General features: G+C 49.0%; 9 protein-coding genes. All 9 read right to left on the minus strand.

Annotated features, from left to right (window positions below):
* Window positions 1-5: 5 nt before the first annotated feature.
* The 9 genes from T499_RS0103875 to T499_RS0103915 all read right to left on the minus strand — a co-directional run bounded on the left by T499_RS0103875 (window position 6) and on the right by T499_RS0103915 (window position 14,666).
* Window positions 6-3,233, minus strand: coding sequence for a UvrD-helicase domain-containing protein (locus T499_RS0103875; RefSeq protein ID WP_033149800.1), 3,228 nt, complete (start codon window positions 3,231-3,233; stop codon window positions 6-8).
* Window positions 3,227-5,260, minus strand: a complete 2,034-nt coding sequence (locus tag T499_RS0103880) for a DUF5686 family protein (RefSeq protein WP_157054499.1) — start codon at window positions 5,258-5,260, stop codon at window positions 3,227-3,229. Before T499_RS0103880 ends, T499_RS0103875 begins: the two co-directional genes overlap by 7 nt.
* Window positions 5,261-5,276: 16 nt before the next feature.
* Window positions 5,277-8,072, minus strand: a complete 2,796-nt coding sequence (uvrA, locus tag T499_RS0103885) for an excinuclease ABC subunit UvrA (RefSeq protein ID WP_033149802.1) — start codon at window positions 8,070-8,072, stop codon at window positions 5,277-5,279.
* 6 nt (window positions 8,073-8,078) lie between these two features.
* Window positions 8,079-9,518 (minus strand): tagaturonate reductase, encoded by a 1,440-nt coding sequence (locus T499_RS0103890; RefSeq protein ID WP_013064280.1) that lies wholly within the window; start codon window positions 9,516-9,518, stop codon window positions 8,079-8,081.
* Between the two features lie 113 nt (window positions 9,519-9,631).
* Complete coding sequence (locus T499_RS0103895) at window positions 9,632-10,225, minus strand: response regulator transcription factor (RefSeq protein ID WP_013063361.1); 594 nt, start codon at window positions 10,223-10,225, stop codon at window positions 9,632-9,634.
* Window positions 10,222-11,379 carry a sodium ion-translocating decarboxylase subunit beta gene (locus T499_RS0103900; RefSeq protein ID WP_013065095.1) on the minus strand — a complete coding sequence of 386 codons (1,158 nt, stop codon included), beginning with the start codon at window positions 11,377-11,379 and terminating at the stop codon, window positions 10,222-10,224. The genes T499_RS0103895 and T499_RS0103900 overlap by 4 nt, the downstream gene beginning before the upstream one ends.
* Window positions 11,380-11,450: 71 nt before the next feature.
* Window positions 11,451-11,903, minus strand: coding sequence for a biotin/lipoyl-containing protein (locus T499_RS0103905; RefSeq protein ID WP_033149803.1), 453 nt, complete (start codon window positions 11,901-11,903; stop codon window positions 11,451-11,453).
* Window positions 11,904-11,908: 5 nt separating this feature from the next.
* Window positions 11,909-12,934 carry an OadG family protein gene (locus T499_RS0103910; RefSeq protein WP_033149804.1) on the minus strand — a complete coding sequence of 342 codons (1,026 nt, stop codon included), beginning with the start codon at window positions 12,932-12,934 and terminating at the stop codon, window positions 11,909-11,911.
* Window positions 12,935-12,974: 40 nt separating this feature from the next.
* On the minus strand, window positions 12,975-14,666 hold the full coding sequence (locus T499_RS0103915; RefSeq protein ID WP_013064796.1) for a putative transporter: 1,692 nt from the start codon (window positions 14,664-14,666) through the stop codon (window positions 12,975-12,977).
* Window positions 14,667-14,803: the final 137 nt, after the last annotated feature.

The following is a 14,803-nucleotide window of genomic DNA, read 5'->3' on the forward strand; positions in this document are numbered from 1 at the left end:
AATGTTTAATGTTCTACCTCCTCTATCTGATTGCTATATACGTACCACAGATAGCCTTTGATGTTTTGGTGACCCATCGACTGCAATAGGTCCATATAGCGGCGCACCTGGGCATGGTACTCAGGGTTTGGATGGCCGAACTTAAAGTCGACCACTATCCACTCGTTGCCATCCGTCATCACACGGTCGGGGCGATGCTCCTTTACTTCGCCATCTTCTACTGAGAGAATGGTACACTCGTTAAAGAGTGTCCAGCGGGGTGAGAACCACGAGGCTACACGTGGATCGGCCAAGCGCTTACGCAGCATGGTGGTAATCTTCTCGGCAGTCATCTCCTCGTCGTACAGAATACCCTCGAACTGCAAACGCTGCAGGGCTTCAGGGATATCCTTCTCTGTCTGTATAGTCGAGAAGATTTCGTGTAACACGCTACCAGCCTGAATATAGCGGTGCTGCTGATCCAGCTCGTCGCCCTCGATAAAGTCGCGACTACGATTACTCTGACGGAAGTTTACCTTGCTCTCGAAGTTGCGGATGGCCACATGTACAGGCTCTGACTTCTGCAGAAAGGGGTTCTTGCTAGGAGCTTTTTCTTTCTGCTCAGTTGCTCCAACTGAGAACAAACCCATCGAGAATACAATCGCTGCATCATTGTTCTCCATGCCTTCCAGCTGGGCATCGGGCATATCGCCAGCCACTAAAGGCAGACAGAGCTCTATCAAGGCTGAGCGCGAATTCTTAACGCCGCGCTTACCAATCACATACAAACTCTTGGCAGCACGTGTAAAGGCTACGTACAGCAGGTTCAGGTTGTCAACCATGTTCTGCAGGTGTTCGTGCAGGTAATCGCCCTCGTAGATGGTGCCTAACATCGCCTTCTGACTATAGTCGATAGGTACAATGGGCAGATCGTTGAAAGGAGCCTCGTTAGGCTGGCACCAGATAATATTATCAGTTGTTTTCTCTAAAGGCCAGTCGCAGAAGGGAATAATCACATGGTCGAACTCCAAACCCTTTGATTTGTGGATGGAGATCAGACGGATACCATTGGTTTCATCGCTCTGGATAGTCTTCTTGCAAAGCGATTCTTCCCACTCTGTCAGGAAAGCCTGGATATCAGTAGTATTCTCGTTAACGTAGTTAGCCAACTGGTCGTAGAAGGCACACAGGTAGGCACCCTGCCCCTCTAGGCGATGCAATTCGAAGATAGCGTATATCTTCTCAGCCAATTCGTAGAGCGGAAGGGTTAATAGCTCATCAAAGTGAGCTATATAGGCCTCGGGCAGGTAGGTATCGAGGTTGGCACCTGCTATCATAAACTCGTTATCGCTCAGTTCCTTGCCCTGAACGGTGCAGAGCCAGGTTTTTACGATTGCTGCCTTGGTAAGTTGGTCGTCGGGTGTGAGCAGGAGTTGCAGGGCCTGAATCATTAGACTTACAGCACTCGATGCATCCAGACGGAATGCCTCATCGCTCACAATGCTTACTGAGGGCAGATGCTCCAGAAAATACTGGGCAATAATGGGTATGTGGAAGTTATAGCGCACCAGGATGGCGATATCCTTCTGACTAACGCCTTGGCTGATGAGTTCACTCACGTTTTCAGTCATGTGGGCCAGAACTTCTTCCTGATACTCTTCGCTTGGCAACAGCTCGATGGTAATCTTGCCTTCTTGTGGCTTGCCATCTGGTACCTGCTGGGTTACGTCGGCATAGGCCTTCTTTAGCTGGTCGCGCTCGTCGCAGTTCAACTCCTCGAGTGATGCATACTCTAAGTTGGCAGCGTGGGTAAAGAACTGGTTGTTGAAATCGATGACATTACGCGTAGAACGGTAATTGGTTGAAAGCGACTTAATTTCCATTAGCATAGAGTTAAACTGCTGCTCAATACCATTCAGCAAGCGCCAGTCGCCTGAGCGCCAACGATAGATACTCTGTTTTACATCACCCACAATCAGGTTACTGCCATCGTCATGACTCATGGTCTCTGAAAGCAGCACCTTGAAGTTTTGCCACTGGATGGTAGAGGTGTCCTGAAACTCGTCGATCATCACATGCTTGAGTTGGGTACCAATCTTCTCGAAAATAAAAGGCGAGTCGCTGCCATCAATGAGCGAGTGGAGTAGTTGCTGGGTGTCGCTCAACAAGAAGCGGTTATCAGTCTCGTTAATCTCGCGTACCTTTTTCTCAATGCTGCTTAACAGACGTAGCTGGTTGAGATGGCGCAGGGTGAGATTAGCCGACTGGAAGATTTTCCATTGTTTTTCCTGGGCCTCTACAGCACATTTCAGTATCTGTAACAGCGATGCCTCAACCACGTTCAGTACGGCATCGCGCTGTGGGTGGTTTTTGGGGCACCACTTCTCTATATTCTCCAGATGATTATTTACTGTTGTTGTGATAATGCTTGGATCGAAAGTGCCTTTACGGAGCTTGTTAAAGTAACTGGCGATACCTCGCTGCTTACTCGACAGATCGTCTGCACTCAAGCCTTCGCCTTCGAGGGTATCGAAGAACGATTCGCCAATCTCTTTCATATAGCCTTCGGCAGCTTTCTTCAGCTCGCGTAGGGTGGTGGTATAGTTCTCGAAGAATCCTTCCTCGCCCATCTTCTGTTCGAGGGTGAGGCTTACCTCTTTATAATAGTCCTTAAAGATGTTCTGACCAAACTTCTTAATCTGAGCAATCACGTTCCACGATTTATCATCAGAGATATTCTCCATGATATATTTCAGAATCCATTGCAGCATCACATCTGTTGTGGTCAGATCCTCAATCAGTTGGTCGACAGCCAGCTCTTCCACCTGATAATCGTTCAACCCAATGCGCAGGTTGGTGGTTAGGTCGAGTTCGCGTGCCATGTTACGCAGCACACTCTGAAAGAACGTGTCGATAGTCTCCACACGGAAATAGTTGTAGTTGTGGGTGAGGTTGTTGAGGGCTATACCAGCACGCTCGCTGATAACCTCTGGCTTAAGACCAGTCTTGGTTTGGATGTTCTGCAGATAGTTGTCCGACTCAGGCAACTGTTTCCAGATTCCATACAGCTGACTGAGAATACGCATCTTCATCTCCTCGGTAGCCTTGTTGGTAAAGGTTACTGCCAGGATATTGCGATAGCTCTGCGGATTCTCTACCAGCAGGCGGATATATTCGGTGGCCAGGGTGAAAGTCTTACCACTTCCAGCACTGGCTTTATATACGGTGAGTGATTTCTGTGTTTCGTTTACCATCTTCTGAATAGTTCAAATTCTACCTCTACGCCAATACGGTCGAAGTGGGTGTTACGGAAACTGGCAAAGGCACCAACCGAGATATATCTGTTGGTAAAGCCATAGCCTAATTCGTAATAGGGGCGCGAATCCTGCAGTAATACACCACTCAGGTAGAAGCGCTCTTTCTCAATATATTTTCCCAGGTAGGGAATCCATGTAGCCACCAACATAGGCGACTCGTACGACACGTTGCCACGCAGATAATAATCGGATTGGTTATACACACGACTGCGCAGTAGTTGGAAGTTACCACTCCAGTCGTCGTCCCATCCCTCAGGCAGATTCTCGTCGCGGAAGTTAGCGAAGTCCACAAACAGGTTGTCCTTCTTGTTGGTATAGAAACCTGCACCTGCACGCATGTTGAGCAATCGCAGGCCTGGAATTTTCTTCTTCCATTGGGCATCAAACTCCCAGCGCTCGTATTCCAAATCCGACTTGTTAACACCCTTCACGCCTCGCTCGTAATCTACCGAAAGTACAGGGCCACGATTCAGCCAAGGCGAGAACTTCAGACCGATGCTTGGTGCAAAGCTTCGATACTCTGTTGGCATGTCGTAACACTTCATTAACTCCTTGTTAACAGCCGAACGGCGATGGTATATGAAACCTGTTTCGATATCCAGCCAGTCGAACACCATGATGTTGTTGATGATGCTGAAATGCTGGTCCTTGAACTTGTCCATATCCGTATTGTCGAAGTTGATGGTGTCCTGATGGGCAGCGTTTATCACATCCATCACCGTAGATGTACTGATACGGTTGCCATTACCAAATATCACCTCGGTATATCCGTTACGCTTTGGGTTATACGTCATACGGAGTGGTGCCGTAAAGTAGAACTGGTGCTCCTTGAAGGTGTAACCAAACGTGGGGTTGAGTGTTAGATAACGATGCGCCGAGAAGTTGTACTGCGAGCGGAAGCGCATCTTATAACGCACACCACGGGCATGACTGTAACTTACATACATCGGGTTGATGATAGGCGACATGCTGAAGTTGGCTTCCTCCGATTCGGCCTTGATAGGTGTAACTAGGTTCTCGCCAATGGTGTCCCAGAAAATCTTCTTCCAAAGTCGCTGTTTCTTGGGCAGCGTGTCTTGTACCATCGAGTCCTGACGGTTTTTCTGGTCGTAGGCCTCGTATATATGCTTGTCGGTTTCTGTAAGCGGTGTGGGACGAACCTCATCCATCAGCTCCCTGCTATCCATCCTTTCTACAGAATCGGGTAGCGTCTTGTTACAGTTATAGTTGGCATCGAACAGAGCAGAAATCCTGTTGCCCATGAATCGGAACGTAGCCGCTGTAGTGCATTTGGCTGGCATGATAGATCGGCCGCCTTCCTCGCCCTGCGTAATCTCTGTGCGGAAGGTGAGCATATCATACTCGCCATTCAGCAGTGTACGGATAATGCGCCCGGTGTTGGTGTCAACGATGGCATAACCATTCAGTAACTGCGTGTTGTATATCTTCGGACGGAACTCCAGACGTGTGGTGCCGTCGTGCTGCAGCTTCTGGGTAAAACGGTAATACCTGCGGTTGCATTTGTTGAAGGGCGAGAGCATGTGCCCATTGTATAAGTCGATATCGTAGATGTTGGGCGTCATGTAGTTGAGCAGGGTAGGGAGTGCCTTGCGGTTATGACGGATGGTGCCTGACAGCAACTGGTTGGTGATGTCGTAATCGTGCGCATTCGTAAACAATACCTTGCTGTACGACTCGCGTATATAATCCCTCTCGTCCTTAGCCATCACATACATCGATGGGATGAGCCACAGTATGGCATTGCGCTTATCTACATGATATCGGAATTTGGCATACACCTGATCCTCAAGACTGTCGATGGCTGCTGTGTTGGCCTGCTGGTAATTGTAGATACGATTCAAGATATTCAGCGAGTCACGTTTGTTGCTCGCTGATACACTCATGACCATACTTGTAAGTATGGCGGTCAGTAGTGTTTTGGTGAATAGTTGATCGTATCTCAAAGTTGTTACTCTTTTTTTATTCCAGTTTTTCTTTCAGGTATTTACCTGTCAGACTCTCTTTGCATGCCACCACTTGTTCGGGCGTTCCTGCTATTACTAGGTTACCACCCTTGTCGCCACCATCCGGTCCTAAGTCTATCACGTGGTCGGCACATTTGATGACCTCCATGTTGTGCTCAATAATCAGGATGGTATGGCCTCGTGCTATCAGGGCCTCGAAGGCTTTCAGCAGGCGTTGTATATCGTGGAAATGCAGACCTGTGGTAGGCTCGTCGAAGATAAAGAGCGTGGGCTCCTGTTTCTCCTGTCCGATAAAGTAGGCCAGTTTTACACGCTGGTTCTCACCACCAGAGAGCGACGATGAGTTCTGCCCCAGCTTGATGTAGCCTAAGCCCACATCCTCGAGCGTCTTCAAACGCTTAACGATGACGTTCTCGCCACCCTCTTCGAAGAAGGTGATGGCTTCAGAGATGGTCATATTCAGCACATCATCAACACTCTTGCCACGATAGTTTACATCCAGAATCTCCTTCTTAAAACGATGACCATGACAAGCCTCGCACTCCAGCACCAGGTCGGCCATGAACTGCATCTCAACCGTGATGGTTCCTGCACCCTTACACTCCTCGCAACGTCCACCATCGGTGTTGAACGAGAAGTATTGTGGCGTAAAGCCCATTTGCTTGGCCAGTGGCTGCTGGGCATACAGATCGCGAATGGCATCGTAAGCTTTCACATATGTGGCAGGGTTTGAGCGTGTGCTCTTACCTATGGGGTTCTGATCTACAAACTCAATATGCTTGATAGCCTCTACGTCGCCATCCAGTCCCAGATATTCGCCTGGCGCATCGCAAGCTTCGCCAATGCGGCGTCGCATGGCTGGATACAGTATGCCTTTGATGAGGCTCGACTTACCAGAACCTGAAACACCTGTTACCACCGTCATCACGTTGAGAGGTATCTTTACATCGATACCCTTCAGGTTGTTCATACGAGCACCTTTGATGGTGATGAATCTGTTCCAAGGGCGACGCGATGCGGGCACGGGAATCTCTTCCTGATGCAACAGGTATTTTACCGTGTAGCTCTTAGGCCACTTGGTGAGCGAAGCTTCGTTTACCTCCTTGGCATCGCCATCAAACACTACCTCACCACCCAGGCGTCCTGCATCAGGACCAATATCTATCAGGTGGTCGGCAGCACGCATGATATCTTCGTCGTGCTCTACTACAACCACCGTATTGCCTAACGATTGCAGCTCCTTCAGCACGTGAATCAAGCGGTCGGTATCTCTTGAGTGCAAGCCGATACTAGGCTCATCGAGGATATACAACGAGCCAACCAGCGAACTACCCAGCGATGTACACAGGTTGATACGTTGACTCTCACCACCCGAGAGCGAGTTCGACAGTCGGTTGAGGGTAAGATAACCCAAACCCACATCGAGCAGGAACTGCAGACGACTCTTGATTTCTGTTAGCAGACGCTTACCAATCTCGGCATCGTGCTGGTCGAGCTCCAAGCGATCAAACCACTCCTTTACCTTTACCACAGGCATTTGTACCAGGTCGGTAATGCTGCGTCCGCCAATCTTCACGTAGTCGGCTTCGGGCTTTAAGCGTGTGCCATGACACTTGGGACAAGTGGTCTTGCCACGATAGCGTGCCAGCATCACACGGTATTGTATTTTGTACTGATTCTCCTGGACCATCTCGAAGAAGGCATCGATACATGGACGCTCCTTCTTTCCTTTATCCGAGGGCAGTCCGTGCCATAGCCAGTCCTTCTGTTTCTGAGTCAGGTTCATATAGGGCTCAAAGATGGGGAAATCATCCTTGGCCGCGTGGCGACAGAACCAGTCGAGCCACTCTTTCATTTTCTCGCCATGCCAGCAAACCACACAGCCATCGTAAACAGACAGAGTGGTGTTGGGGATGACTAGCTTCTCGTCGATACCAACAATACGTCCAAAGCCCTGACACTCAGGACAGGCACCTGCTGGCGAATTGAACGAGAACATCTGGTCGGTAGGCTCTTCAAAGGTCATACCATCAGCCTCGAACTTCATCGAGAAATCGTAGAAGATGGTGGGTGGGAATAGCAAGCGCAACTCGCCATGACCTTCGTAGAAAGCCGTCTCGGCAGAGTCGACCAAACGGGCAATCACATCCTTGGTATCATCTACGCTCATACGGTCGATGACCAGGTAGATATTCTCGTCGTCGAACTTTCCTGCTGCCAGATAATCATCTATTCGTTGGAAATCATTGTTTACATAGATGCGGGCATAACCTTCCAACTGGTAGGTTTTAAGCTGTTGCTCCATAGAGCGCCCCTCGCGCAGATGGATGGGGGCCATCACCACGAATCGGGTGCCTTTCGAGAACTCCAGCATCTTCTGTACCACATCCTCGGTAGAGTGTTTCTTCACCTCGCAACCACTGATGGGCGAATAGGTGTGACCTATGCGGGCAAACAACAGTCGTAGATACTCGTAAATTTCTGTGCTGGTGCCCACGGTGCTTCGTGGATTCCTTGATATTACCTTCTGCTCGATAGCGATGGCAGGTGGTATGCCGCGAATGAAATCACACTCTGGTTTGTTCATTCTTCCAAGGAACTGTCGGGCATAGCTCGACAAACTCTCTACATAACGGCGTTGGCCTTCGGCATACAATGTGTCGAAGGCCAAAGATGATTTGCCGGAGCCACTGACTCCGGCAATCACAACAAATTGGTTTCGGGGAATTTTAACGTCAATATTCTTAAGGTTATTAACGCGCGCCCCTTTTATCTCTATTGAATCACTCATTCATTATTAAAGAATACTCTTCACGGCCTCGAGCATGCCTACGCTCTTAATGAGGTCGAGATCCTGCTTCACCATAGCGTTCAGACCAGGAACCTTGTTCAGGTCCTCCTGCCAGATGAACTCGGCGCCCAGCACACCATCGGTAACCTTCTGTGTGTCGCCTGTTGCCCAGAGCTCCTTCAGCAGGTCCATAATCTTCTGGTCGTCGTTTGGAACAATCTCAACGCCATCCTCGCGCTTACCACCCTTGTAGTAGGTGATGATAGCAGCCAGACCGAATACCAATCCCTTAGGCAGCTCGCCCTTGCGCTCCAGGAATGTCTTTACGCCTGGCAGGTCGCGAGCCTGGAACTTGGGGAATGAGTTCAGCATGATGCTGGTTACCTGGTGGTCAACATATGGGTTGTCGAAACGCTCCAGTACGTCGCCAGCAAACTTCTCGAGCTCGTCCATAGGCAGGTCGAGTGTCTGCATCAGCTCTTCAAACTGAACTTTGTGGATATATTTGCCGATTACCTCGTGGTTGCAGGCATCGCGTACGATGTTAACACCACTCAGGAATGCTACAGGGCTCAATACGGTGTGAGGACCATTCAGCAGGGTAACCTTACGCTTGTGGTATGGTTCCTCTGATGGTACAAAGAGTACGTGCAAGCCAGCCTTGTCAGCGGGGAACTCCTCGGCAACCTCTTTTGGTGCCTCGATTACCCACAGGTGGAAGTTCTCGGCCTGTACTACCAGGTTGTCGCGATACGAAATCTTCTCCTGAATCTCGGCAATCTCCTTGCGTGGGAATCCTGGTACGATACGGTCAACGAGGGTAGCATATACGCCACAAGCCTCCTCGAACCATTTCTTGAAGTCGTCGCCAAGGTTCCAAAGTTCGATATACTTATAGATGCAATCCTTGAGCACGTGGCCGTTCAGGAAAATCAGCTCGCAAGGGAAGATAATCAGTCCCTTGGTCTTGTCGCCGTTGAAAGTCTGATAACGACGGTACAACAGCTGAACCAGCTTGCCTGGGTAGCTGCTTGCAGGTGCATCCTCGAGTTTGCATGAGGGATCGAAAGCAATACCAGCCTCGGTTGTGTTCGAGATAACGAAACGAATCTCAGGCTGATCGGCCAGAGCCATGAAAGCGGCATTCTGGGTATATGGGTTCAAAGCACGACTAATCACATCAATACGCTCCAGGGTGTTAACGGGCTTGCCGTTCTCGCGACCCTGCAGATTTACATGGTACAGACAGTCCTGAGCATTCAGCCAGTCAACCATACCTTTCTCGATAGGCTGAACCACAACAACCGAACCGTTGAAGTCGGTCTTCTGGTCCATGTTCCAGATAATCCAATCAACAAATGCACGGAGGAAGTTTCCTTCGCCAAACTGAATAACCTTTTCAGGCATAACGCTCTTAGGAGCAAACTGTTTGTTTAGTGGTTTCATTTCTAAATATTGTTTTAATTGTTATTATTTGCGAGTGCAAAGATAGGCGAATTTTGTGATACTTCCAAATTTGAGGTTACTAAATTCCAAAAAAAAACACGAAAACCTTTGCGCTAAATTTTGTTGATGTCAACATAGCCATGCATCACAGCATAGATGGTAAGTGCCGAAACACTCTTCATGCCCAGTTTGTCCATGATGTTCTTGCGATGGGTAATCACCGTTGCCAAGCCGATGTTCAGCTTGTCGGCAATCTCCTTGTTGATATATCCCTGTACAATCAGCGACATCACTTCGATTTCGCGATCCGACAGGATTTTCTGACTCAAGATAGCTGGCATGGGTGGCAGATGCTCGCCTTTGCCATGAGCGTGCTGCTCCAGCATCAGTAACGAGCGTACCAACTCGGGTTCGGGCACGTTTACACACAGACATTTAAAATCTGACAGTTGCGACATGGTGTCGAGCGACAACGTGAGCACGATAGTTTTGCGCTTGTTCTCTGTAAAGAATGCCATGTTCTCCACCACTACCGACATGGCAGTAAAGTAGTGGAAATAACTCTCGGGCTCGTTGGCTTGAAGTTCTGATAACGATCCGAATATGTCAACCGTCATGATAGGCATGACGTTCTGGAGAATAGCCTTCAACCCCAATGCCGAGAGGGTATTGGGGTCGATGATAGCTATCTTGGGTCTATTGTTCATGATAAGAATCCTAATAATGCACCAGCGGCTACAGCCGAACCAATCACACCAGCTACGTTAGGACCCATGGCGTGCATGAGCAGGAAGTTGTGACGGTCGTACTCCAGACCGAGGTTGTTAGATATACGTGCTGCCATTGGAACGGCGCTTACGCCGGCGTTACCAATCAGCGGGTTCAGTTTCTTGCCTTCGGGCAGGAACAGGTTCATCAGCTTAACAAAGCAAACACCCGATGCGGTGGCAATCATAAAGGCCATAGCACCAAGGGCAAAAATCTTGATGGTGTTGAAGGTGAGGAACTCGCTGGCCTGTGTTGAGCAGCCAACAGTCAAACCTAACAGCATTACAACGATGTCGTTGAGTGCGGCACCAGCAGTCTTTGCCAAACGGGTGGTCTTGCCACTCTCCTTCAGCAGGTTACCAAAGAACAGCATACCCAGCAAGGGCAGGCCCGATGGTACGATGAAGGTGGTGAGCAGCAAACCGATGATGGGGAACAGAATACGCTCTGTTTGCGATACCTCGCGACCAGGCTTCATCTTGATAACGCGCTCCTTATCGGTGGTAAGCAGACGCATGATGAATGGCTGGATAACGGGTACCAACGCCATGTACGAGTAGGCACAAACAGCGATGGCTCCCATCAGGTTGGGCGACAGCTTTGAACTGAGGAAGATGGCGGTAGGACCGTCGGCACCACCGATGATGGCGATACCAGCAGCCTGCGAGGGTTCGAATCCCATAGCCAAGGCCACCATATAGGCACCAAAAATACCAAACTGTGCTGCAGCGCCAATCAGCATTAACTTGGGGTTAGCCAACAGGGCTGTAAAGTCGGTCATGGCACCAATGCCCAGGAAGATAAGTGGTGGATACCAGCCCTGACGCACACCTTGATAGAAGATGTTAAGCACAGAGTTATCCTCGTAAAGTCCTATCTCAAGTCCTGCATCAGCGCGGAAGGGGATATTGCCAAGAATGATGCCCAGTCCGATGGGGACGAGCAGCAATGGCTCAAAGTCTTTCTTGATGGCAAGCCAGATAAAGAAGGCTCCCACAGCAATCATGATCAGGTTTCCTACCGTAGCATTGGCAAAGGCCGTGTAGGTAAGAAACTCATGAAAGTTCTGTATGATAAACTGTCCTAAATCCATAGTTTCATTTTACAATTTGACGATTTTACAATTTTATGATTGTCCAATAGTGAAATAGTCCAATTGTCCAATTATCCAATGGTCAGGAGCACAGAACCTTCCATCACGCTCTCACCGGCTTTTACGGTGATCGAGGTTACGGTGCCTGAGTACTCGCTCTCGATGTTGTTCTGCATCTTCATAGCTTCGAGCACCAGCACTACGTCGCCCTGCTTAACGGTGTCGCCTACGTTCACCTTCAGATCGATGATGGTGCCTGGCAGTGGTGCCTTAATGGCCTGACCTGAGCCAGCGGCTACAGGCTTTTCGGCTGCGGGTGCAGCTGCAGGGGCTACCGAAGGACGAGCCACTGTCTTAGGTGCTTCTACGCGAACCTTCTTGAGTGTACTTGTGGGGTTGATGGGCTGCTTCAGCTCAACGTCGAAACGTACGCCATTTACTACTACTTTGGCTACGTTGCCCTCCACTTCTTCTATCTCTACGTCGTAATCAACGCCTTGTACTTTATACTGATACTTATTCATATTGTTCAAAGGATTTCTGGGGTTGTTGGAATTTTGGGTGCATGATGTGATGTTGGGATGACAGGCTTCGAGAAGTGCGTCATCTGACTGCCTTCGTCGCTCCATCCTGTTTCACGTGCCTTGATGGTAATGATACCACTCTCAACATCGTGAACATCATCCTGATACTGCTTCAGGGCCATAGATATAACGGCTATGTAAACCTCCTTGTCTATACCCTTGGTCTTTAAACCGTCCTGCAGAATATTACCTGTGGCATGTGCCAGGTCGTGGGTAACCTCAACAGTTTTGGTAATAGGTTTGATGGGCTGGGTGTTTGCCACCTTCTTGGCCATCTCGATATTACGCATAATGATTCCGAATACCCAGAAGAATACGAAGAGTACTGCCAGACAGAAGAACACGATACCCATGGCCAGCAGTGTAATGCCGAATCCGTGTGGGTCTTCGCGCTTCAGATAAGCGTCCTTGGTCTCATCGGTCTTGATAAAGTTCTCAATGCCAGGTGTTACGTTCTCAGCCGATTTTACAGCCCACGATTTGGCGTTCTGTCGAGCATAGCTCTGATCGGCAGCCAAAGCGGGGATGGTTACTGAGTCGATAAGTTCGGTGGCATTTCCGTTGTAGAATCCCAACCAAAGGGGCTCCGACAAGGGAACGTTGAGCGAGAGGTGCAACTTACTCTGTGCAGGGTTAGAGTTGCAGTAGAAGATTAGGTGCTGATGCCCGCCTATCTGCGTACGAGGATCGCCACTGGGGATAACACTCATGCGCTTGATGCGTTCAGGCACACTCATCTTTGGATCGAGTACGGAACGATCAGTAGTAAAATACATACCACGCACGTTATAGGTAGTGAACGAGGTGTTCTCCAACTCTATCCATGCGTGGTTTTGTCCGTAATCATCCTGAATGCTGGCGGTATTGTTGGTCAGCACCTCGTTAATGCGAATGTTTTTGGCTCCTTGAGCCATCATCGCCGTGGCGCTGGCCAACAATAGGCCGCTGAGCAGGATTTTGGTTTTCTTCATTTTGTTGGTAAATTATTATATAAGTTTATTGTTGCCTCCGTTAGCCGCAGAAGAACAATACCACAATCTGCGCTGTGAAGATGCGTAAGAACATAGCCAGCGGATAAACCGTTGAGTAGCCCAGAGCAGGAGCTTCCTTAGAGCAGATGCTGTTAGCATATGCCAGTGCGGGGGGATCGGTATAGGTACCGGCAATCATACCAGCCAACGTGAAGTAGTTGAAGCCAAACTTCCAGCGAGCCAGTGGGCCTACAATCAGGATGGGGATGATGGTGATGAGGAAACCTGTGAGCACATAGAGCAGTCCGTCGCCCTGAACCACAGTCTCAAAGAACCCGGCTCCAGCCTTGATACCTACCGATGCCAGGAAGAGTACCAAACCAATCTCACGCAGCATCATGTTAGCCGATGTGGTGGTATAGGTTACCAGATGTATCTTATAGCCATAACGGCCAATCAGAATAGCGATGATAAGTGGACCACCAGCCAAACCTAACTTAACAGGTACAGGCATGCCAGGAATAGCTACTGGGAACATACCGAAGATAAGTCCGATAAAGATACCCACGAAGATAGTGGCGATGTTTGGTGCGTCCAAACGGCGGATTGAGTTACCCATCTTACCAGCCACGTTGTCAACAGCGTCCTCAGGACCAACAACCATGATGCGGTCGCCTACCTGCAGGGGCAGGGTGGGAGATGCGAAGATGTCCATACCATGACGGGTTACGCGGGTTACGTTAACACCATGTACACTCGAGAAGTGCAGCGATGCCAGTGTTTTACCGTTAACCTTAGGATTGGTAATAACAATACGCTTTGAAACCATAGGCTGATCCTGCTGCTCAAAGTCGATGTCGAGCTTAGGACCGATAAAGGCAGTGATAGCCTCCTGGTCGGCCTCGGCACATACAATCAGCATCTGGTCGCCCAGGTGGAAGATGGTATCGCGGTTAGGGATAAACAGCTCGCCCTCGTGTACCAGGCGTGATACCACGAAGTCGCGGTTCAGGAAGTCGTGAACCTGCAGCAGAGTCTTTCCCTCCAAGTATTTGTTTGTTACCTCAAGGTGCATCTTGTAAGGCTTCTTGTTAGCGTTGGTCTCGTCCAAAGCCTCAAGGTCCTTCTCTTCTTTATCCAGCTTAACCTTGCAGATGTACCTTACTAATATAATGGCACCGATAATACCCAGCACACCAAGTGGGTAAGCACAGGCATAGGCCGATGCAATCTGTGGAGCGTTGCCGCCGAATACAGTCGAGAGAGCCTCGTTGGCAGCACCAAGTCCTGGAGTGTTAGTTACGGCACCATACAGTGTACCAACCATCATAGGCAGGTTGTTGGTATTGTTAGTGTCGAAGAAAATGTAGTAGCATCCGAACATTACCAGGATGTTAAGCAGGATAGCTGTGGCAGCCATTGCGTTAAGCTTAATGCCCTGTGTACCAAAGCTTTCGAAGAATCCAGGACCTACCTGCAGACCGATCATGAATACAAAGAGTATCAGTCCGAAGTCCTGTACGAATGTAAGAATGGGAGTTGGAGCAGTAAAGCCGATGTGTCCGGCCAGAATACCTGCAAAAAGCACAAAGGTTACGCCCAGTGAAACACCAAAAAACTTAATTTTTCCTAAATAAACACCAATCGCTATCACAATAGCGTAGAGTAGCGTAATGTGCGCTACCGAGTCTGTCGTCGTAAAAAGGTCACTTAACCACTGAAATGATTCCATAAATAATTCTAAATAATACCTATTCTTTAAAATATCTCAAATTCGACTGCAAAGGTAGTTAAAAAATGCTCATCTTTATCATTTTTGTGCATCAATTTTCGTATAAATAGTGTTTTTTTATTTCTTTCACACTTCAA

The sequence above is a fragment of the Prevotella sp. RM4 genome (assembly GCF_000701965.1).
GTDB lineage: Bacteria > Bacteroidota > Bacteroidia > Bacteroidales > Bacteroidaceae > Prevotella > Prevotella ruminicola.